This is a genomic window from Paenibacillus sp. 11B (assembly GCF_030487755.1).
GTDB lineage: Bacteria > Bacillota > Bacilli > Paenibacillales > Paenibacillaceae > Paenibacillus > Paenibacillus vandeheii.
Genome location: NZ_JAUKNS010000005.1, coordinates 24624 through 45738, shown reverse-complemented (window position 1 = coordinate 45738; position 21115 = coordinate 24624). Strand labels below are relative to the sequence as shown.

Below are 21115 nucleotides of genomic sequence, written 5' to 3'. Positions count from 1 at the left end.
ATTGTAAATGGTCGTTGTTTTCAGTTGTTATAAGTATTTTAGTAGTTAGTAGCTGTCCCATCTTTGAAAACTTTAATGTAATCGGAAAAGTCAGACTCGTAGACGTTTACATCTCCCCAAGGAGTGACTACTCCGGCTCCGATGGTAGTTTTAGAAAGATAGATATGGTAAGAAGCAGCAGAAGAACTTTGCTTAGTGATACCACCTTTTCTCACAGTATTCGGAAATACAAATCCTGAATCTTGGCTACCACTACTCGTTGTGATTTGAGTTGCATTTGCAGTCCAATCTACTACCGCATCGGACCAAGCTAGAAAACTGCCTCTTGATAATTTTACTGAATAAGAGGAAGTAGCTGCCGCTAATGAGCTTACATTGTCTTCACTAATATTCTCCTTGTTCACCTGACTAAGTGTAGCATTGTTTGCTGCTTTAATTACTTCAAGTTGATCAGGAGTGAGGTCCTGAACACCCGAAGCGAAAATTGGAGAAACAGAGAATAGTAAACTTAAAGCTAAAGCACCTGACGCAACTTTCGGTAAAATACGCGATAATTTCATTCGAAAACCTCCCATATAATTAGAATACTTTTAAATATTACCAAAAAAAATTACAAAAGTATACATTTATTTGTAAAAAATATATTTGTTTTTACATATTTTGTTTTTTTGTTGTGGTGTCTTACCTATTATATAGGGAGATAATATTTAAATGTCTTTGCTAGCTCATATACAAGGTTATATTTCTGATACAATGAGGGAAAAGGAGGGAACACATATGGCTCCCGATAAAACAAAACTTTTTCCTAATGATAATATTCGTACCGTTTGTTACATTCAAAATTTGCCGCCGCGCTCTAATGTGCTGATCGGTGATTATACGTATTATAGTGACAATAGTCGTCCACCCGAGCAATTTTATGACCGCATTCAGCATCATTATGATTTCCTGGGTGATCGTCTGGTGATCGGCAAATTTTGTGCAATTGCCGAAGGCGTGACATTCATTATGAATGGTGCCAATCATCGAATGGAGGGCATGACGACTTATCCCTTCAATATTTTCGGTGCTGGTTGGGAGAGAGTAACCCCTACGCTGGATCAGCTTCCTTTTAAGGGAGACACTGTATTGGGAAACGACGTCTGGATTGGGCAAAATGTAACCATTATGCCGGGTGTCACTATTGGAGACGGTGCCATCGTCGCTTCCAATGCTACGGTCACCAAAGACATCGAGCCTTACACCATTGTGGGTGGAAATCCTTCCAAGCCAATTAAAAAGCGCTTCGACGATGAAATCATTGCTTTACTGATGGAGCTGAAATGGTGGGATCAGGATGAGGCGTGGTTGGACACACATTTGGATCGACTGGTCTCTACATATGATTCGCATGATTCGCAGACTTTGCGTGAGCTTTTGAAGAGCAAGTAGGTTATGTGCGTGAATTCATTTGCAAAAATGCGAGGCTATCGCTGGTTCCTTATGGAGCCGGCTTTTTTTATTTCGGCCTCCAAATGCTCCATTATCATCGCACTTCATGCAACCTTGCATATCCACATTAAGCCCCTGGATGGAAGCGCCTAAGAGAGCCAATCCATCTATAGGTGGACTTAACTGCCGCGGAATTCGGCTACACTGAATGTAGATCGAAGAACATGTGGAGAAGGTGAGGAAAGAAACATGATGAATATTGTGATTGTAGCCGTCATTGTTCTATTGTTATCTTTAAGGGAGAAAGAAGTGAAGACCTCACGTTTATGGTTGTTACCAGCTATTCTTGCGTTTTGGGTGCTTTCGAGCATAGCACAGACGCCACTAACGGTGGGCAACATCCTGTTATATATTGTTTTTCTCATTATAGGTTGCGGGCTTGGCGCGTGGCGTGTACATCTGGAACAGCTTCGAATCCATCCGACCACAGGCAAAATGATGTCCAAGGGATCTCTGGCCAGCAGCTTGCTCCTGATCGTAGTTATGATGCTGAGACAGCTCGCCAGCCAATGGGATGTGCATCATGCTTTGGTCTCCCTGAGCAGTGCTCTGTTGTTTCTGCCTTTGGGAAGCATCGCTGCCCGACGTTATTTTCTGTATGCCAAAGTCCAGCGTTTTCAAGGCAGAGGTGTATAATCGTTTCACATTTTAGGATTGGAAAGGATAGCTATGCAGAACGATTCGAAATGGATGCAGATTCGAACGGTGGTACTGGATCATACAGCAGATATTATTTTAACGTTGTTACTGCTCTACAGTCTGATTGAGCCCCTCAAAGAATTGTCGTGGGTCGAGTTGGGTGCAGGACTGATCGTTAGGCTGCCGTACCTGATGTTGGTTTGGGTTCCACAGTCACTTCGAAATGAGCGAATACGGACGTTAGCGGTATTGGTGATTTGGGTCGTGACGCTGCTCTATGCCCAATTCTTCCAAGCCGAGAGTCGCATATTTGAATTAACCTTTTATCTCATCGGATATACTGCGCTGAAGCTGCCCATCCATCGTTCTTCGTTGCTTGGTATCATTATTCTCATCGGGAATGCGGCGCTACTTTATGTGGATGAATACGAAGGTGATCAGATTCTGGTGTATTCGATGGCTCACGCTGTAACCTATATTCTGTGCTGGGCTGCAAGAATTAGACGGGAAAGCAGACAGGACAGCAAACGCCATTATGAGGAATTGCAGAATGTACATGCTGAACTGACACATGCCCATCAGGAGCTTCAGGATACACATCAGGAGCTGGAGCAGGCTACCGTGCGATTGATGCAGTATGCCGTGCTTGAAGAGCGAAGCCGGATCTCTATGGATTTGCATGACAGTGTTGGCAACCGATTGACCTCCATTATTGTTCAGCTTCAGGCATTACCTTATATGATGAAGATGGACGCAGCGGAAGCGGACAAAGCGATGGGAACAGTACTTGAAGTGGTCAGACAATGTCTCCAGGAGGTTCGGACCGTTGCTCATCAGATGGGCAGCAATGAAGCAGGCCTCGGGCTGGTCGCCTTGACGAGTCTGGTGAATGAGATACGAGAGATGGCAGGCTTCACGATCAAACTCACTCCCCAGGAGCAGACGAGTCATTGGACGCCAGAAACGTCCGAGCTACTGTACCGTGTACTTCAGGAAGCGTTAACGAATATCATTCGTCATGCCCAGGCTTCCCAAGTGAAGGTGGACATATTGGAGAAGGAGAATCAGCTTTATATGATTGTGGAGGATAACGGAATGTATCGAAAAGAAAATCCGATCTCCCCCGGTTTTGGACTGTCGAGTATGAGAGCAAGGTGTGAAAGGGCAGGCGGCTCCTTGTCCATTGATGCGGTCGACCCACATGGAATGAGGCTAACCCTTACGATTCCTCAAGATGCGAAGGAGATGATGGGAGGTGATGAACAATAATGGAGCAGAACATACATGTACTACTCGTGGACGACCAGCATCTGGTCCGGCATGGGCTCCGTTTTATTATTAGTGCACAGCAGGATATGGAAGTGGTAGGCGAAGCGGGCGGGGGACATGAAGCAGTCCGGCTGGCAGCTGAGGTTCGTCCACATGTGGTGTTAATGGATGTGCAGATGGAAGCAGGAGACGGACTGGAAGCGACAGCGGAGTTGCTGAAGGTGCTGCCTGACTGCAAAGTAGTCATCCTGACCACCTTCGATCATGAGGATTATGTGTACAAAGGAATACGTGCTGGAGCCGTCGGATATTTGCTCAAGGATGCGGCACCGGATGAACTTGTAGATGCGGTACGAGCTGCGTACCGGGGGGAGGCTATTTATCGCACTGCGGTGGCATCGAAGGTGATCGGCCTCGCCATTCGTTCAACCCCGAGTCATCCGGATTCGGTGAAGGAAACGGTAGCAAACGAACAACTGCCAGAACCCTTTACCGGACGGGAATTGGAGGTTTTGCAACAGATGGCATACGGATTACGGAATGAGGAGATTGCCCGTAAGCTTTTTATTGGAGAGAGCACAGTCAAGACTCATGTACATCGTATTCTGCAAAAGATTCAGGTGGAAGACCGCACACAGGCGGTCGTCTTTGCGATTCGTAATGGATTCGTCAAGTAAACGGTGCTTCATCCTTAGTGGAGTAATAATACAAATCAATAAATAACCAGCTGCCCCATGCGGAGCTGGTTATTTCGTGTGACCGCAAAACAATGTCTCAACATTGAGAAAAGAGATGGAATGTTTGGTGTGAGATAAGTCATAGAATAACTTTAAGTAAGCGCTTCCAATAATGTCAAAATGAATTCACGGAGGGGTTCAGGATGCGATTCAAGAGTGCTGCAAAACCGCTCGTTGCTCTGTTCATGTCTGTCACGCTGTTAGCCGCATGCCAAAGTGTTCAGCCGCCATCAGTAAGTGAACCACAAGGGACGGTGGATACACCGACCACGACAACCCAGAACGAACCTGCACCACAAACCAACAAGGAAACCCCGCGTAACGAGACCTTGTATATCAACGGGCTGCAATGGGGGCCACCTACCAACTTTAATCTGCTGAGCGGAAATCCCGCATTTCCTGTGAATTACGGCAACTCCAGGGAACTGGTGTACGAGACGCTGTTCATGGTGAATCAGCTGGACGGTGGGCTTGAACCTCTCCTGGGCAAGTCGTATGAATGGACGGATGAAACCACACTGCGTATTGAATTGAATGCGGATGCGAAGTGGAGCGACGGGACGGATTTTACGGCAGATGATGTTGTATATACCTATGAGCTGGGCAAAAAATACGATATCAACTGGAGCAGCTTCTGGACTTACATCAGTGAGGTGACAGCAGATGGAGCACAGGCCGTGGAAATCAAGCTGAACCCCGATAACCCGAACAAACTGACCGTACTAGACAGCATTGAACTGATTCCGATGCTGCCGAAGCACATCTGGGCAGAGATCGAGAAGAAGAACAATAATGATCTGACCGCGATTCGCAAAGAGATCAATGACAATCCGGTGGGAACCGGAGCATATAAGCTTCATTTTTATAACGACCAGAAAATTACGATTGTCCGTGACGACAACTACTGGGGCCAGAAATTGTTTGGCAAGCTGCCTGCACCGAAGTACATCACCCATGTGATCTACAAGGACAATGCCGCAGGAGATCTGGCGTTCAAGAGTGGGCAAGTGGACGTCTCGCAGCAGTTTATCCCTCAGGTGTGGAAGATGTGGGAAGGCGGGGCTGCCGTCAAAACATATCTGAAGGATGCGCCGTATTATCTGCCCGGTTCCATGCCAAGCATTTTCTTCAATCTGTCCAAAGCTGGACTCGATAATGCTGACGTTCGCCGCGCGATAGCCATGAGCATCAACTATGACAAAATCTCGGAGCTCGCCATGAGCGGATATTCTGCACCGATGCAGCCTTCCCTGACCTTGAACTCGGACGCCGAGTCCAAATACATTGACCAGGATGCCATCAAATCGTTGCAATGGACGATGGATATTGAAGGTGCCAATGCCCTGCTCGACAAGATTGGAGCGAAGAAAGGCAAGGATGGCATCCGCGTCCTTAACGGCACACGCCTTGGACCTTTCGAAGTTGAATGCCCATACGGTTGGTCTGACTGGAATGCTGCCCTGGAGATCGTAGCACAGAGCGCCAAGGCTATCGGTATCGAGATTCGCACCAAATTCCCAGAATCCCCGGTGTGGACGAATGATCTGCAAACCGGCAAATTCGATATCATCATGAACACACCGGCGGGCGGGGTCAGCCCAAGCCAGCCTTGGAACCGTGCGATGACGATCATGTACTCCAAAGGGGTTGCCCCAATGGGCGAGATGGCGTTCTGGAACTGGGGACGTTACCAGAATGACCGCGCAGACGCCATTATTGAAGAGATTCCATCCGTGTCTGACGAGGCGAAGCTGAAGTCATTGTACACCGAACTGAATACGATCTGGCTGAAAGACATTCCTTCCATTCCGTTGATGTACAGACCATGGGTGTTCGACACCGTGAATGAATCGGTCTGGAAAGGTTTCCCGACCGAAGGAGACGGCACCAACATTCCACCGCAAATCTCGATGGATGGAGCCGGCATCAAGGCGTTATATCAGATTCACAATTAAGGAACTCATATTGAATCAGGACACGATGAAGTAACACGTCACTTCAGACATAAGGCCCTTATCCGCTAAACTCGGGGGTGCTAAATTCTATGAATGCCTATTCCAGATATGTCGCCAAAAAAGTATTCTGGTACGGCCTGACCCTGGTCATTGCCATCGGACTGAATTTTATTTTGCCAAGACTGATTGAGGGCAATCCGGTGAGCATGATCGCTTCCAAAATGACGTCAGGGATGACCGACTCGGATTCCATCAAGCGGGTGTATGAGACGTTTACGGTTGAATTCGGCATTGATCAGCCGCTATGGACACAATTCGGCATCTATTTGAAAAATCTGTTTACAGGCAACCTCGGTACGTCCTTTGGACTGTATCCGAAGCCTGTGACGGACATTCTGGCCTCCGCCGTCCCTTGGACGGTGGGGCTTCAGCTTCCGGCCATTCTGGTCGGCTGGCTGATTGGCAATTTGCTCGGGGCTATTGCGGCGTACCGGAAGGGTGTTTTTGATAAAGTGCTGTTTCCGGTAGCGTTGTTTATCAACTCCATTCCCTTTTTTACTCTGGCTATTATTATGCTGTATGTCTTTGCGTTATCACTGAAATGGTTCCCGCTGTCGGGGGGATATGACTTCCAGATGGTACCACAGCTGAGCTTCGACTTCATCATGTCCGTGGTTCGACACCATACCTTGCCGTTTCTCTCCATTGTTCTCGTGACCATTGGTGGTCAGGCTATTGGCATGCGAGAGATGTCCATCTATGAGCTGAATTCCGACTATGTGCTGTACAGTAAATTGCTGGGCATACGCGACGGCCGAATTGCGCGTTATGTATTCCGCAACGCCATGCTGCCGCAAATTACGGGACTTGCGCTCTCCATCGGCACGATGGTTGGCGGATCACTCATCTGTGAGATTGTATTCAGTTATCCGGGCATCGGCACATGGCTGTTCACGGCCATAAGGCAGCTGGATTACCCACTAATCTCGGGGTGCACGCTGCTGATTGCCATTGCTGTATTGCTTGCGAATTTTACCATTGATGTCATCTACGGCTTCATTGACCCGCGCATCAAGGCCGCTCAAATGGAGGAACAGTGATATGAAGCATTCGATCTCGATTTTGCTGAAGTCACCCAAATTCATGATCGGTGCGGTGACTTTTGTCGGCATGCTGCTCTTGGTTACGATCTATCCGCTCATCAATCGCAGTGATCCCCTGGAGATGATTGCGATGGCGTTCCAGCCGCCGGGTGATGGCCTGCTGCTTGGCTCGGACAATTTTGGACGGGATATTTTCCTTGAATTGATGTATGGCATCCAGACGTCTATACGCGTGGGACTGATTGCAGGTATTTTTGCGACCGTTATCGGTCTGGTCATGGGCCTGGTGTCGGGATATATCGGAGGAATGCTGGATAACTTTCTGACGGCAATTACCAACATATTCATCGTTATACCTTCGTTCATCATCCTGATCTTGATCTCGGTCAGTATTGATTCACGCAGTTCTCTAGTGACGGCCATTATTATCGGGATAACCAGCTGGCCCTGGACAGCCCGGGCTGTGCGAGCCCAGACGACATCTCTTCGCAGCCGGGATCATGTGCATATTGCGAAAATTTCGGGACACAGTACGCCACGGATCATTATTCATGAGATTTTGCCGTATATCGCGTCTTATGTAGTGATGGCTTTTGTACTCCAGACGGCCTCGGGCATCCTGTCCGAAGCTTCCATCTCCATGCTGGGGCTGGGACCGTATAATACGATCTCACTCGGCATTTTGATGAACTGGGCATTGGTGTTCGAAGCACCAGTAGCAGGGGCATGGTGGGCATTCATTCCTGCGGCGCTGGCGATTGCCGTCATTACCTTCTCGCTTTATCTGATGAATACGGGCATGGACGAAATTTTCAATCCGAAAATAAGGAGCTAAGACCATGAACCAACCTATACTTCAGGTCAGCGGTCTCAAAACCTACTACCGTACCCGGCTCAAGGAAAATGTCTTTGCCGTTGACGGGGTGGAATTTGGACTGGAAGAGGGGCAGACTCTTGGTATTGCAGGTGAATCGGGCTGTGGCAAATCAACGCTGGCACTTAGCCTGATGGGCTTTTATTTCCCGCCCCTGCATTATGGCAGTGGTTCGATCCGGATCAATGGTACCGATATTATGCAGTTGAACAAAGAGCAGCTTCGTGCTCGTATTCTGGGCAAGGAAATTGCCTATATTCCCCAGGCTGCCATGAATGCACTGAATCCAACGCTGCGGATTATCAGGTTTATTGAAGACATCATGAAGGAACATCGTCCGGAGATGAAACGTCCGGATGTGCGGAAGATGGCTACGGAGCGCTTCCAATCATTGAATCTGTCGCCGGATGTGCTGGATATGTATCCAAATGAATTGTCCGGCGGTATGAAGCAGCGTACGGTCATCGCGATCTCCACGATTCTGAATCCGAATGTGCTGATTGCGGATGAACCTACTTCGGCACTGGACGTCACTTCTCAGAAGGCGGTCATCCGTTTGTTGAAGGATTTGCTGAACCGCAAGGTCATCAAGTCACTGGTATTCATCACACATGAGTTGCCATTGCTGTACCATGTGACGGATGAAATTATGGTGATGTATGCCGGGGAGATCGTGGAGCGAGGAACGGCAGAGCAAATGATTTTCAATCCACTGCATCCTTATACCCGCAAGCTGATGGGCTCCATCATTGTTCCGGAAGAGGGCATGAAGGAGCATAAGCTGGCTGCCATTCCCGGTGCACCACCGAATCTGAAAAATGTGCCGGAAGGCTGTCGCTTCGCAGAGCGCTGTACACTGGTGACCGACGAGTGCCGCCAAGGGAAAATTGAGAACATTCATGTTGATGGGCGCTTATATCGCTGTCTCCTGACACCGGAGATGCTGGAGCAGATCAGGGTGAAGGAGCAGGAAGGGCACTTCGAGCAGGAGCGGAATGATGAGTTCCAGGAGCGGGAACAGAACCAAGAGGAGAACGCTTCTAACGGAGAAGAAGTCGAGGATGTTCAAGTTGACACAGACGATAGTGCAGACCAATGAAATGATTCCTTCTGGGCGTAATCGGCTCGGATCAAGGCTCCCTGAAAGGAGTGAGGTAGTATGACGATGGGCAAGGTGCTGATCAGCGGCCGCCATCTGTCCAAGGTGTACGGTACAGGCAATCGCAAAAAGGCAGCGGTGGACGATGTGAGCTTTGATTTTCATGAAGGGGAGATTATCTCCATTGTGGGAGAGAGCGGCAGTGGTAAGACCACGCTTGCGAAAATGATTATGGGATTGCTCAAGGAATCGGATGGAGCGATCGAATACGATGGCAAGCCAAGACAGCTGAAGCGGTACCGTGAGCGTAAAGCCTATTGGAAGGATATTCAGGCCATTTTCCAGGACCCGTTCTCCTCGTTCAACGTATTTCACCGGGTGGAAAAGCTGCTGGTGGACTGTATCAAACTTCAGGGACTGAAACTGAACAAGGACGAGGAATATGCCAAAATGAAGGAAGCCTGTTCCTTCGTTAACCTGAAGTTCGAGGAATTATACAACAAATATCCGTTTGAACTGTCCGGTGGACAGATGCAACGGCTTATGATTGCCCGCATTTTCATGCTGCATCCCAAGGTGCTGATTGCGGATGAACCGACTTCCATGGTGGATGCCTGCTCGCGTTCAACCATTCTGGATATGCTGCTCAAGCTGCGTGACGAGAACCGCATGACTATTGTATTTATTACGCACGACGTGGGGCTGGCTTATTATGTGAGCGACACGATCTGCATTATGGAGCAAGGACGAATGGTGGAGGCAGGGAGAGCAGAGGAGGTCATTCACCATGCAGAGCATCCCTATACCAAGCAATTAATCAATGACGTACCCAAAATTCATTCTCCCTGGGTGCTCGATTGACACAAATCAAGCCCTGGACCGTGTTGAGCGGAACAGGGCTTCTTATTGTCCAAGATGAAAGGTTCGTTTTAGCGAGTGGGTGGTTGTGGCGTCTGTGCAGACTCTTCTAATGGGGGTGTTGAATGGGTGTGATCTTCCGCGTTATTCTGGTCTGTCTGCTTGCCGGAATAAAAGTTAATGATATCATCAACCGTAGAAAACACGACATTTACATCAAAATGTTCATTGTGTGTTTGAATAAAAACCTCTTTTCCAATCCTGTTGTTGCTGTTTAGTTTAAAGCTTCTTTCATCGTTAATCCGGCTGTAAATACAGGAACCTTACCTGCTGGAAGTTGAATTTCCTTGCCTGTTCTGCGGCTCTTGCCCGTACGTGCTTCACGATTACGTACTTCGAATTTGCCGAATCCAACCAGTTGAACCTCTTTGCCTTCTTTCAATGCTTCCAAAATCGAATCCAGTACAACCGTTACGGCCTTTTCAGCGTTCTTTTTGGAGAATCCGCCGTTCTTGGCTACTTCTGTGATCAATTGTTCTTTGTCCATTTGTCATACCTCACTTTTCGTATTTGGTTGAAATAAAACAAAAAGCTGCCTTGTACAGGCAGCCTTAATATAATTAAACTTTAGTAACGTTCTCAGCTTGTGGTCCACGGTTACCTTGAGTTACTTCAAATTGGACGCGTTGTCCTTCATCCAAAGATTTGTAGCCGTCGCCTTGAATTGCACTGAAATGAACGAATACGTCTGTTCCTTCTTCAGTTTCGATAAAGCCAAATCCTTTATCCGCGTTAAACCATTTCACTGTACCTGTTTGCATGTGATTCCTCCAAAAAAATAAGTTTTTAAACGACCATTTTGAAAAGGCTAATTTAGAAAATCAACGCTAATCAGGTATATTCAAACCCACAGACTTGATGTCCGCTAATGTATCGATTAATATGATAATACCATGTCCGCTAATATAAGTCAAGATTTGGAGGTTTTTTCTATTGGATAAGGGATCTGGTACTTCGGTACAAGGAGAAATGGTTGTTCAGGAATTCATACATATACTTACGATTAAGGGAGAATTGACTCCCAAAACCTTGAAGGAATATGCGAGTGATTTGAAGCATTTTACCGAATGGTATAAAGGAAATAATTCTCGGGGGGAAGGGATCTCATTCCAAATCGAGGACGTGCAGACATCGACTTTAGTCCGTTACCGGGAAGATTCACAAAAGGTAATGCAATTGAAACCATCTACCATTAATCGCAGATTGATTACATTGAAGCGTTTTTTCAAGTGGGCCGCCTCGGAATCCAGGATCATCAGTGATCCTGCCAAACCACTGAAATTCATTCCGGAAGACAAGGTTAGCCCGCGCCGAATGACTACCGAGGAAGAACAATCGTTCATATCTGCGGTTGAGAACGGCAACTCGCTTCGGGATCAGACCATCCTTACTCTCATGTTTCATACGGGTTTGCGAACGATGGAGGTATGTAATCTTGCTCCCATAGATATTGAATTGGGAAAACGAAGCGGGCAACTCACCGTGAGGGCCGATAAACGAAACGGTCAACGGAAAATTCCGCTGAACATGACGTGTATTGCGATGTTGAAGGCGTATATGGCTGGACTTGATCTGGATAGTCCTTACCTGTTTCCTTCCGAGAAAACCAGTGATCGCTTAACGGAGAGGGCGCTGCGCCATTTGATCAAAAAGGTGATGACCACAGCCGGACTGGAAGGGCTAAGTTCCCATGATCTTCGTCATCGGTTCGGATACGCTATGGCCGAGCATACACCACTGCATCGCTTGGCCGAAATGATGGGGCATACCAATCCCGATACCACCATGATTTACGTGAAGGGGTTAAATGCCAATCTATCTTCGTCAGTAGAAGAGGATGGAGAAACGGAATCGTATTAAAGCACATGCAGCAATTGAGCATGAGTGTACACAGCAGTGGATAGAACTGGACCTGAGCAGTTCCCTCTTGAAGAAGATTAACGCCCTAGCCCGCTGAAGTGGGTTAGGGCTTATTTATTTCCTGCGAACGACTTACATACCACTCGTCTTTGCCATTTTCATTGATTCGGGTATCCATCATTATCATGGCATAGGTTCCATTATGCTTTTCCCAAAACTGTATCGCCTTTGTATGATCTGGATGTAAAAGCAAGGCTGGCATGATGTCCCCTTTTTCCAACATAGTTCTTCGTTCGTTACTATAATAGGCAGCGATGAAGGAAGATTGTTCTTTATGGGGAAGTGTGTTTAACGAATCCTCCAAGCTGTTGAACAGTTTCCATTCGGTGATATTCTCTTTCTCATCATGTTCATCCAGCGTGTCACGAATCGCTTCTTATCACCTTAAAAGTAAGCGGTTACACAATCGAATTTATATTGTATATTATGATGGCAACCTTGGATCATATCGACATATACGTTATTGCTTGGGCTTAAGGCCCCTTAAATAAAGGAGGAATCCGAACGTGTACCGGGTATTGCTGGTGGATGATGAAGAGGATGTACGCGAAGGGTTGGTCGTAGAGGTAGATTGGGAAGCGCTCGATTTGCGAATTGTTGGTCTGGCGGAGAATGGCCGGGAAGCCCTGGAGATGGCAGAGCGGGTGGACCCGGATATTGTGGTCACAGACATCAGCATGCCTTTTATGGATGGACTTGAACTTGCCAAAAGATTACGGGAGCGTAATCCGCTTGTGAAAGTGGTGATTTTGACCGGATATGATGAATTTGACTACGCCCGGCAAGCGGTCTCGCTGAGTGTGGATGAATATTTACTGAAGCCTTTCTCGGCGGGACATCTGACAGAACTGCTTACCAGATTGCGTGCGCAGATGGAGTCAGAAGTGGCTGAACGGGAAAATGTACAACAGCTGCGCGATCACTATTATACAAGCTTACCCTTGCTGCAGGCCGATCTGATGGCAACTTTGCTGCATCGGCAGAAATCGCCGGAATATATTCATGACAAAGCGAAGCAATGCGGACTGGATCTGCGCGGTGAACGGTATGGTGTCTCTGTATTGACCCTCCATATGGATGGAGAAGGGAAGAAAACGCCGCGGCGTGGGCAAGCGGAAACTTCACAGGCACGGAATGCTGAGATAGTGCAGCAAGGAGTGGATCGCGAGCCGTCTGATGCTGAACGTCAGAATACAATTGAACATAGACAAGGTACAGGACAGTCCTTGCTTCAATCGGAGGATGCGGAGTTGAAGCAATTCGCTGCGCTGAACATTGCAGCAGAAGTGTGGATGGAACACGAAGCCGGACATGCTTTTATGCATCAGGAGACGATTGTACTGCTTTACGTGGATCGCTGGGGTAGAGCAGAGGGGGAGAAACGCCAGCAGCAGGCACTCGAAAATGTCATGCGCAGCATTAACCACTATTTACGTATTCCCGCTACCGTAGGATCAGGACAGATTGTCAATACACTGGCGGGTGTAAAGCATGCTTATGAGGATGCACTGTTGGCGCTGGATTACCGACTTGTGCCGGGGACCGATCCGCTTATCTATATTGCCGATGTCGAGCGGCAGACGGCGGGCAAGCTTCGTTTTGACGAGCTGAAGCAGCAGGCGCTGACACGCTGTCTGAAGGCGGGAACGCAGACGGAACTGGAAGAAGCGCTGGAGATCATTTTCCGGGAAATTACGGTAGAGCATGGGCGAAGTGACATTCAGCTCTATTTAATTGAAGTTCTAACGACCGTCTGGAAGGCAGCTCAGGCATCAGGTGAGGCGATGGAGGACATCTTTGGGGCGGGGTTCCAGTTGTACGCCGATTTGTTCCGTTTACCAGGGTTGTCCGAGGCACAGAACAAAGTGCGGGAGGTTTGTCTGCTTGTACAACATCGCATCGCCAGCGGACGGCAGCATGTATACAAGGATATTGTGGAGCAGGCGTTATCATTTACCAAAGAACACTATGCCGATCCGGATCTGTCCATTCAGAAAGTATGCGGACATCTGCATATTAGCTCGGGTTATTTTTGTGGCATTTTCAAAAAAGAAGTGCAGCTCACCTTTCTGCAATATCTGATGCAGATCCGTATGGAAGCGGCCAAGGAACTGCTTCGCTCCACGGAGCTGAAGTCGTTTGAGATTGCAGGTCAGGTAGGCTTCGCCGAACCGAATTATTTCAGTTTTTGTTTTAAAAAGCATATCGGCATCTCGCCTAAAGAATATCGCAAGCAGGCAGCACTAACAGCTAATGAAGGCTCAATCCGATGAGTCCGTTTGCCGGATGGATGAGATCCCTTTGGCTTAGGCTGCGGTCCAGGTTGAGGTCATCGAGAGTCAGCAGTATCCGCTTTATTATTACGTGGTCCTTCTCCGTCTTCATCGTATTGGTGCTCACCATCATGGCGCTGCTGCTGCATGACAAATTCACACAGGCTGCGGAGCGAAGTGCGGAGCTGACGACGAGACAGATCGTGGACCAGGTCAGTTACAATCTGGAGGATTATGTTCGTAGCATGTCGCATCTGTATCGAGCTATCGAAGAGCATATGCTGCGGGATGGAACGTGGGAAGGGGATCAGGTAGACAAACAGCTCGACACGCTGCTTAGCAGCCGCGAAGATATCATCTCCATTACTTTGCTGGATTCGACAGGGCATTTGCTCAAGAACAGACCTTCAGCCGAATTAAAACCGAGTGCCCATGTGACACAGCAAGGGTGGTTTCAATCTGCGCTTAGAGTGCCGGATCACCTTAGTTTCTCGCTGCCTCATATCCAGAACATGTACACAGGCCCATACAAATGGGTCGTTTCCATGAGCAAAGGTATTACGATACGGCAAAATGGTCAGGATCAGCAGGTCATTTTGCTGGTGGATATCAACTTCAAACAGATGGATGAACTGAGCCGCCGGGTCAGTCTGGGGCAACGGGGATACGTCTATATCATCGACGAGAGTGCAGGTAATATCGTATACCACCCACAGCAGCAATTGATGTACATGGGGCTCAAAAGTGAAAATATTGAACAGGCTTTGGTTGCAACAGGTAGTTATGAAGATGAGGCGGACGGGCAGAAAAGGTTGAATTCCGTCAAGTCTGTCGCCAATATTGGGTGGAAGATCGTTGGTGTGGCCTATCTGGATGAGATCATGACGACCCGCCAGGAGGTTAATGGATATCTGATTCGGGTGCTGCTCGTTGTGTTGGTCTTGGTCATCCTGGTTTCGCTGTTCCTCTCTTCCAGTCTGACACGTCCAATTCGGCGCATGGAACGAAAGATGAAGGCTGTGGAACGGGGGGATTTCAACGTGGAGCTACCTATTGAAGGGCCGCTGGAAGTGGAACGTTTATCCCGTCGCTTTAACTTGATGGTTAATAAAATCCGTACCTTGATGAGTGAAATTATCCATGAACAGGAACAGAAACGGCGTCTTGAACTGGAAGCTTTACAGGCTCAGATTAATCCGCATTTCCTGTACAACACGTTGAATTCGGTCGTGCGTATGGTGGGCATGAGCCGGAATGAGGAAGTTATTACGATGATCACTTCGTTGTCCCGATTGTTTCGCATCAGTCTCAGTCAAGGCAAAACGATTATTACGGTCAGGGAAGAACTGGAGCATGCCCATCATTACCTGACGATTCAGCAAATGCGATTCAAGCGCAAATTCAATTTCAGCATGGATGCGGATGAGGACACACTGGACTGCCTGACACTTAAGCTGGTGCTTCAACCACTCATTGAAAATGCGATCGTGCATGGCATTGAATATCATATGGACGAGGGATGCATTGAGATTCGTGTATACCGGGAAGGAGACAAGCTGGTGTTCCGCATTACGGATAATGGGGTTGGCATGACGGAAGAACAGATGTCAAAACTCCTGGTAGGCAGTCCTATCGTGAAAAGTGGTGCAGGATCAGGTGTAGCTGTACGCAATGTACATGATCGAATTCAGCTCTATTATGGCGAGGCTTATGGTCTTGAATTCGATAGTGAGCTGGAAGAAGGTACAACGGTCTGGATTCGGATTCCGCTCCAATGGGAACGGGAGGAGGACGATGCTCATGATGAACAATAAAGGGAACAGCACGTGTGCCAAGCGAACCAACAAGGCGAATAAGATCAATAGAACGGACTGGATCGGGCATTTAGTTATGAAAATGAAACTCTGCGTCCGCGTGGAAATTATTCGCGTGAGAGTCCCTATACTTCGTTATATGTCCATTGCAGCAGCTATCTGCTGCCTGTTGTTATGTATGGCGTGTGGGTTGTCGAACGCTGATCCGACGGGGTCGCCGCCGCGTATTGCACTAATTACGCCAGCGGGAACAGGGGAACTTGCAGAAGCGATTCGTCTTGGGGCTGAAGCGGCTGCCAAAGAAGCGGGGGCGGAGCTGATTACGGTGGAGGCTTTTCCCTCAGAGGGGTTAACTTACGCGCCCTCTAACCCTGACTTCGCAGCAGGACAGGGAAAGGTCAAGCAAGAGCATTTGCAAAATGGAACTTATCCACTGAGCGAGCGTGAACAAGCTCAGGTCGATGCAGTCATGCTGGCACTGGAACAGGGAGCATCCGCCCTGTTGATCGATCCCTTGAGTGAGAAGGCACTAAGCGGCATCATCCAGAAGGCACAGACAAAGGATGTCAACGGAGTGGCCCTCCCCGTAATTTTGCTGAATGACGAGTTTCCTGTAAAAGGCATAACAAGTGTCATCTCGATGGATAACGTTGAGGCTGGACGGCAGGCGGGCGAGGCGATGGCTGTACTGCTGGGAGGACGAGGGCGCGTTGCCTTGCTCGGTCCTGATCCTGTAAATCCGGGTCTGATTAACCGAGAGCAAGGGGTAGAGGAATCACTAGCCCGGTATCCGGACATTCATGTGGAGACACAATCCGTGTGCAGCACCCGGGATGGTTGCTGGCAGGCGACGAAGCAACTGCTTGATCAGCGGCAGGTGGACGGAATAATTGCCCTTCAGGAACCTGCTTCTCTGGGTGCAGCGGATGAATTGAACCGGCGAATTTCCGAGAAAAATGGGAACAAGGTGAAGATTGTGGGATTTGGCAGTGAACAGCAGCAGTTAGAACAGTTACAGGAAGGCAGAATTCAACACTTGATTGTACAAAATGGATTCAGTGCAGGATATCTTGGCGTGAATCAGGCCGTTGCACGGCTGAACAATCAACAAGTACAAGCCAGAGTAACGCTGGAAACGAAGCTGGTCAGTACGGACAATATGTTCTGGATGGATAACCAGAAGCTGCTGTTTCCTTTTGTACAATGAAGACAGGAAGATAATTGAGGAAGATTTCGATAAAACAGAGGAAGATATTGTATTCGAATTTATTGTAAACCCTTTCATAATAAAGACATCGGTAAAGCCGAATGAACTTGGGGGAGGTCATTAGGATATGAAGAAAACGTGGATGACATTGTTGCTTACAGCATGTATGGTTGCGGCGGCGGGGTGCAGCAGTGGTGGAGACAGCGCAGGCGGAAGTACGGGAACAGACGCAGGAGGTCAGGCAGCAGGAGGAACAGAAACGCCGAAGATCGGTGTGGCGATCTATAAGTTCGATGATACGTTCATGACGGGGGTAAGGAATGCGATGACCGCAGCAGCGGAAGGCAAAGCCACACTCGATATCGTGGATAGCCAGAACGCACAGCCAACCCAGAATGAAAAAGTCGATCTGTTTGTATCCAAGAAGTACAATGCAATGGCCGTGAATCCGGTGGACCGGACCGCAGCAGGAGTCATTATTGACAAAGCCAAAGCGGCAAGCATTCCGGTGGTCTTCCTGAACCGTGAGCCGGTTGCCGAAGACATGAACAAGTGGGATAAAGTGTATTACGTTGGAGCCAAGGCGGAAGAGTCCGGCACGATCTCGGGTCAGCTCATTGTGGATTACTGGAAGGCTCACCCTGAGGCAGATAAAAACGGGGACGGCAAGCTGCAATACGTCATGCTGAAAGGCGAACCGGGCCACCAGGATGCTGAGCTGCGGACCAAATATTCCGTTCAGGCCATTCAGGATGCAGGTATCGAGGTAGAGGCGCTGGCGGAAGATACGGCGATGTGGGATCGGGTCAAAGGCCAGGAAAAAATGCAGGCGTTCCTCGCCTCCCATGGAGACAAGATCGAAGCGGTACTGGCTAACAACGATGACATGGCACTTGGCGCCATTGAGGCGTTGAAAGCAGCCGGATACTTCAAGGACGGCAAAACGATGCCGGTTGTCGGTGTAGATGCGACCGCTCCAGCCATTCAGGCTCTTCAGGACGGAACGATGCTGGGTACGGTGTTGAATGATGCCAAGAACCAGGGCGCAGCAACGGTTGCACTCGCTTCCGTACTCGCGAAGGGTGAGACGCCAACGAAGGAAAATACGGGTTATGACATTACGGATGGCAAATACGTCTGGATTGCATACAAAAAAATTACGAAAGACAACATTGCCGACGCCCAATAACAGCAGCAAACAGGGACGTCCGTCATGAGATGGCGTCCTTTTTTGCCGGGTTTACGGAAGGAGAGGATGAAAGATGGAATCACCTTACCTGCTGGAGATGGACGGAATATCCAAAGCATTTCCGGGTGTGCAGGCACTGAGTCAGGTCACATTGAAGGTAAAGCCGGGCACGGTACATGCGCTGATGGGAGAGAACGGAGCGGGCAAATCCACGCTAATGAAATGTCTGTTCGGTATGTATCGCCCGGATGAAGGAACGATTCGGATGGACGGCAATGAGGTGGAGATTCCGAGTTCGAAAGCGGCGCTTCAGCATGGCATATCGATGATTCATCAGGAGCTGAATCCGGTACCTCATCGACCGGTAATGGAGAACATTTGGCTCGGACGGTTTCCCAAGTGGGGACTGCTGGTGGATGAGAAACAAATGTATGCTGATACATTGGCCCTGTTCCAGGATCTCAATCTGGACATTGATCCCAAGGCTCTGGCCGGAACTCTATCCGTTTCCAAAATACAATCGATGGAAATCGCCAAAGCGGTCTCTTTTCAATCCAAAGTCATTGTGATGGATGAGCCAACGTCCTCGCTCACGGGCAAGGAAGTGGACCAGCTCTTCGCCATTATTAATCAGCTGCGCAGTCGCGGCGTGTCCATTATCTACATTTCGCACAAGATGGAGGAAATTCTGACGATCTCGGATGAGGTCACGATTATGCGGGATGGCTTTGTGGTGGGTACTTGGGATGCTGTCGATTTAACGACCGATCTGATCATTACGCGCATGGTTGGACGTGATCTGGATGAACGGTTCCCGGAACGGACGAATGTACCTGGAGAAGTGATTTTGAAGGCAGAAGGCTTAACCTCCAGTCAGCCGAATTCATTCCGGGACGTGACGTTTGAACTGAGGAAAGGCGAAGTGCTTGGAATCGGCGGCCTTGTTGGCGCACAGCGAACGGAATTGATTGAGTCGCTGTTTGGCTTACGCGGACTTGCTTCAGGTACGATATCAATTCATGGACGCAAGGTGAAGATCAAGTCGCCCGCCGCAGCGAAGCGCCATAACATAGCGCTGCTGACCGAGGAGCGAAGAGTCACGGGGATTTTTCCAGTGTTGTCTGTATATGAAAATACCATTATTGCGAGTCTCGGACGTTACCGGAATCGGATTGGTCTGTTAGATGAGAAGAAAGGCCGAGATGAGGCACATGAGCAGACTCAGAAGTTCAGAACCAAAACGCCTTCGGTTAACACGCTAATTCGCAACCTTTCTGGCGGTAATCAGCAGAAGGTGCTTCTGGCTAGATGGTTGTTGACTGACCCGGAAATTCTACTGCTCGATGAACCGACACGCGGGATTGATGTGGGCGCGAAATTTGAAATCTACACCATTATTACGGAACTGGCCCGCCAGGGCAAAAGCATTGTTATGATCAGTTCGGAGATGCCCGAACTGCTAGGCATGTCCGATCGAATTATGGTCATGAGCGAAGGACGGCTCACCGGAATCGTGGATGGAGCCGAGGCAACAGAGCAGGATATCATGAGGCTGGCCGCACAGCAGCGGATGGCTTAGTCAGGAGGGAATATATGAACACACAGGTTATCAATCAGGTGAAGCAGTATGTGGCGCAGCGCGCAATTTTTATTGTGCTGATCTTACTCGTCATTGGTATTGCCATTGCCGATCCACACTTTCTCGCTTTCTCTACACTTCGGGATATATTACAACAGTCCTCCACACGGGCCATCATTGCGCTGGGTGCTGCGTTTATCCTGGTAACAGGTGGGGTTGATTTGTCGGCAGGACGCGTCGTAGGTCTAACCGCTGTTGTATCGGCATCCATGCTGCAAATCGACGAATATGCCAATCGGTTCTTTCCCGATCTGCCACACTTATGGGTGGGATTTCCGATCATCATCGGGATCATCGCTGGTCTGGCGGTCGGACTCGTTAACGGCATCATTGTAGCCAAACTACATGTTCCACCTTTTATTGCCACACTGGGGACGATGGTTGCGGTCTATGGTCTGAACTCGATTTATTTTGATACGGAGCCCAACCAGTCACAACCAATTGGTGGACTGAGACCTGATTTTACCGTTATCGGATCTGGTTACATTGATCTTGGTGGTGGTTATTCCATTCCGTATATCGTATTGATTGCCATAGCAGTTGCGCTGATCTGCTGGGTGGTCTTCAACAAGACTCGCCTCGGGAAGAACATGTATGCCATTGGTGGCAACATTCAGGCTGCACATGTATCCGGCATTCATGTGGCACGCAACCTGATTGCGTTGTATGCCATTGCAGGTGCATTGTATGGACTGGGCGGTGTGCTGGAAGCCGCGCGTACGGGCGGGGCAACGAACAATTACGGTAATATGTATGAGCTGGATGCCATTGCCGCTTGCGTTGTGGGGGGCGTCTCCACTGCAGGTGGTATTGGAACGGTGCCTGGTGTTATGGCAGGGGTGCTGATCTTTGGGGTTATCAACTATGGTCTGACCTTTATTGGCGTAAGTCCTTACTGGCAGCTCATTATTAAAGGGTTGATTATTGTGGCCGCGGTGGCATTTGATATCCGTAAGTATATGGCAAAAAAATAGAAGTGTAGTAATAA

General features: G+C 48.7%; 20 protein-coding genes. 16 read left to right on the top strand and 4 right to left on the bottom strand.

All coding sequences use genetic code 11. The annotated features are described in order from the left end of the window. Window positions 1-38: 38 nt before the first annotated feature. The gene (locus Q0V21_RS22370; RefSeq protein WP_301880685.1) at window positions 39-560 is read right to left on the bottom strand and encodes a hypothetical protein; all 522 of its coding nucleotides are present in this window, start codon (window positions 558-560) and stop codon (window positions 39-41) included. 217 nt (window positions 561-777) lie between these two features. Here Q0V21_RS22370 and Q0V21_RS22365 point away from each other — a divergent pair, with 217 nt between their 5' ends. The 9 genes from Q0V21_RS22365 to Q0V21_RS22325 all read left to right on the top strand — a co-directional run bounded on the left by Q0V21_RS22365 (window position 778) and on the right by Q0V21_RS22325 (window position 10028). After that, complete coding sequence (locus Q0V21_RS22365; protein WP_301880684.1) at window positions 778-1431, top strand: Vat family streptogramin A O-acetyltransferase; 654 nt, start codon at window positions 778-780, stop codon at window positions 1429-1431. 249 nt (window positions 1432-1680) lie between these two features. Continuing rightward, the gene (locus tag Q0V21_RS22360; RefSeq protein ID WP_301880683.1) at window positions 1681-2127 is read left to right on the top strand and encodes a hypothetical protein; all 447 of its coding nucleotides are present in this window, start codon (window positions 1681-1683) and stop codon (window positions 2125-2127) included. A 33-nt stretch (window positions 2128-2160) separates the two neighbouring features. After that, complete coding sequence (locus tag Q0V21_RS22355) at window positions 2161-3399, top strand: sensor histidine kinase (protein WP_301880682.1); 1239 nt, start codon at window positions 2161-2163, stop codon at window positions 3397-3399. Continuing rightward, entirely contained in the window at window positions 3396-4076 is a 681-nt protein-coding gene (locus tag Q0V21_RS22350; RefSeq protein ID WP_301880905.1) for a response regulator, read from the top strand. The genes Q0V21_RS22355 and Q0V21_RS22350 overlap by 4 nt, the downstream gene beginning before the upstream one ends. 203 nt (window positions 4077-4279) lie before the next feature. Beyond that, on the top strand, window positions 4280-6091 hold the full coding sequence (locus tag Q0V21_RS22345) for an ABC transporter substrate-binding protein (protein WP_301880681.1): 1812 nt from the start codon (window positions 4280-4282) through the stop codon (window positions 6089-6091). Window positions 6092-6180: 89 nt separating this feature from the next. Next, window positions 6181-7191, top strand: a complete 1011-nt coding sequence (locus tag Q0V21_RS22340) for an ABC transporter permease (protein WP_079349874.1) — start codon at window positions 6181-6183, stop codon at window positions 7189-7191. Window position 7192: 1 nt separating this feature from the next. After that, the gene (locus Q0V21_RS22335; protein WP_024628830.1) at window positions 7193-8029 is read left to right on the top strand and encodes an ABC transporter permease; all 837 of its coding nucleotides are present in this window, start codon (window positions 7193-7195) and stop codon (window positions 8027-8029) included. A 4-nt stretch (window positions 8030-8033) separates the two neighbouring features. Next, on the top strand, window positions 8034-9167 hold the full coding sequence (locus Q0V21_RS22330; protein WP_301880679.1) for an ABC transporter ATP-binding protein: 1134 nt from the start codon (window positions 8034-8036) through the stop codon (window positions 9165-9167). 60 nt (window positions 9168-9227) lie between these two features. Beyond that, window positions 9228-10028, top strand: a complete 801-nt coding sequence (locus Q0V21_RS22325; protein ID WP_301880678.1) for an ABC transporter ATP-binding protein — start codon at window positions 9228-9230, stop codon at window positions 10026-10028. A gap of 271 nt (window positions 10029-10299) precedes the next feature. On the opposite strand, the gene Q0V21_RS22320 is transcribed toward Q0V21_RS22325, so the two are convergent. Both Q0V21_RS22320 and Q0V21_RS22315 read right to left on the bottom strand, forming a co-directional pair. Continuing rightward, a complete protein-coding gene (locus tag Q0V21_RS22320; RefSeq protein WP_024628827.1) occupies window positions 10300-10572 on the bottom strand; it encodes an HU family DNA-binding protein in 273 nt (90 codons plus the stop codon). A gap of 73 nt (window positions 10573-10645) precedes the next feature. Further along, window positions 10646-10846 carry a cold-shock protein gene (locus tag Q0V21_RS22315; RefSeq protein WP_024628826.1) on the bottom strand — a complete coding sequence of 67 codons (201 nt, stop codon included), beginning with the start codon at window positions 10844-10846 and terminating at the stop codon, window positions 10646-10648. Window positions 10847-11018: 172 nt separating this feature from the next. Here Q0V21_RS22315 and Q0V21_RS22310 point away from each other — a divergent pair, with 172 nt between their 5' ends. Continuing rightward, the gene (locus Q0V21_RS22310; RefSeq protein WP_301880677.1) at window positions 11019-11945 is read left to right on the top strand and encodes a tyrosine-type recombinase/integrase; all 927 of its coding nucleotides are present in this window, start codon (window positions 11019-11021) and stop codon (window positions 11943-11945) included. A 103-nt stretch (window positions 11946-12048) separates the two neighbouring features. Here Q0V21_RS22310 and Q0V21_RS22305 read toward each other — a convergent pair whose 3' ends face one another. After that, entirely contained in the window at window positions 12049-12309 is a 261-nt protein-coding gene (locus Q0V21_RS22305) for a hypothetical protein (protein ID WP_301880676.1), read from the bottom strand. A 202-nt stretch (window positions 12310-12511) separates the two neighbouring features. On the opposite strand from Q0V21_RS22305, the gene Q0V21_RS22300 reads away from it, so the two are divergent. From Q0V21_RS22300 to mglC, 6 genes are all read left to right on the top strand, one after another. After that, entirely contained in the window at window positions 12512-14278 is a 1767-nt protein-coding gene (locus Q0V21_RS22300) for a response regulator transcription factor (RefSeq protein WP_301880674.1), read from the top strand. A gap of 17 nt (window positions 14279-14295) precedes the next feature. Then, window positions 14296-16092 (top strand): cache domain-containing sensor histidine kinase, encoded by a 1797-nt coding sequence (locus Q0V21_RS22295; protein ID WP_301880904.1) that lies wholly within the window; start codon window positions 14296-14298, stop codon window positions 16090-16092. Next, on the top strand, window positions 16079-17299 hold the full coding sequence (locus Q0V21_RS22290; protein ID WP_301880673.1) for a sugar ABC transporter substrate-binding protein: 1221 nt from the start codon (window positions 16079-16081) through the stop codon (window positions 17297-17299). Before Q0V21_RS22295 ends, Q0V21_RS22290 begins: the two co-directional genes overlap by 14 nt. 127 nt (window positions 17300-17426) lie before the next feature. After that, entirely contained in the window at window positions 17427-18488 is a 1062-nt protein-coding gene (locus Q0V21_RS22285) for a galactose ABC transporter substrate-binding protein (RefSeq protein ID WP_024628820.1), read from the top strand. A 73-nt stretch (window positions 18489-18561) separates the two neighbouring features. Then, window positions 18562-20067, top strand: coding sequence for a sugar ABC transporter ATP-binding protein (locus Q0V21_RS22280; protein ID WP_301880671.1), 1506 nt, complete (start codon window positions 18562-18564; stop codon window positions 20065-20067). 14 nt (window positions 20068-20081) lie between these two features. Further along, a complete protein-coding gene (gene mglC / locus Q0V21_RS22275; RefSeq protein WP_094938618.1) occupies window positions 20082-21101 on the top strand; it encodes a galactose/methyl galactoside ABC transporter permease MglC in 1020 nt (339 codons plus the stop codon). The last annotated feature ends 14 nt before the right edge of the window (window positions 21102-21115 follow it).

Excerpts from the sequence above, each read along its gene's own strand:
- Q0V21_RS22370 (WP_301880685.1), bottom strand. The coding sequence starts at position 560 with ATGAAATTATCGCGTATTTTACCGAAAGTTGCGTCAGGTGCTTTAGCT.
- Q0V21_RS22365 (WP_301880684.1), top strand. The coding sequence starts at position 778 with ATGGCTCCCGATAAAACAAAACTTTTTCCTAATGATAATATTCGTACC.
- Q0V21_RS22360 (WP_301880683.1), top strand. The coding sequence starts at position 1,681 with ATGATGAATATTGTGATTGTAGCCGTCATTGTTCTATTGTTATCTTTA.
- Q0V21_RS22355 (WP_301880682.1), top strand. The coding sequence starts at position 2,161 with ATGCAGAACGATTCGAAATGGATGCAGATTCGAACGGTGGTACTGGAT.
- Q0V21_RS22345 (WP_301880681.1), top strand. The coding sequence starts at position 4,280 with ATGCGATTCAAGAGTGCTGCAAAACCGCTCGTTGCTCTGTTCATGTCT.
- Q0V21_RS22340 (WP_079349874.1), top strand. The coding sequence starts at position 6,181 with ATGAATGCCTATTCCAGATATGTCGCCAAAAAAGTATTCTGGTACGGC.
- Q0V21_RS22335 (WP_024628830.1), top strand. The coding sequence starts at position 7,193 with ATGAAGCATTCGATCTCGATTTTGCTGAAGTCACCCAAATTCATGATC.
- Q0V21_RS22330 (WP_301880679.1), top strand. The coding sequence starts at position 8,034 with ATGAACCAACCTATACTTCAGGTCAGCGGTCTCAAAACCTACTACCGT.
- Q0V21_RS22325 (WP_301880678.1), top strand. The coding sequence starts at position 9,228 with ATGACGATGGGCAAGGTGCTGATCAGCGGCCGCCATCTGTCCAAGGTG.
- Q0V21_RS22320 (WP_024628827.1), bottom strand. The coding sequence starts at position 10,572 with ATGGACAAAGAACAATTGATCACAGAAGTAGCCAAGAACGGCGGATTC.
- Q0V21_RS22315 (WP_024628826.1), bottom strand. The coding sequence starts at position 10,846 with ATGCAAACAGGTACAGTGAAATGGTTTAACGCGGATAAAGGATTTGGC.
- Q0V21_RS22295 (WP_301880904.1), top strand. The coding sequence starts at position 14,296 with ATGAGATCCCTTTGGCTTAGGCTGCGGTCCAGGTTGAGGTCATCGAGA.
- Q0V21_RS22290 (WP_301880673.1), top strand. The coding sequence starts at position 16,079 with ATGATGAACAATAAAGGGAACAGCACGTGTGCCAAGCGAACCAACAAG.
- Q0V21_RS22285 (WP_024628820.1), top strand. The coding sequence starts at position 17,427 with ATGAAGAAAACGTGGATGACATTGTTGCTTACAGCATGTATGGTTGCG.
- Q0V21_RS22280 (WP_301880671.1), top strand. The coding sequence starts at position 18,562 with ATGGAATCACCTTACCTGCTGGAGATGGACGGAATATCCAAAGCATTT.
- mglC (WP_094938618.1), top strand. The coding sequence starts at position 20,082 with ATGAACACACAGGTTATCAATCAGGTGAAGCAGTATGTGGCGCAGCGC.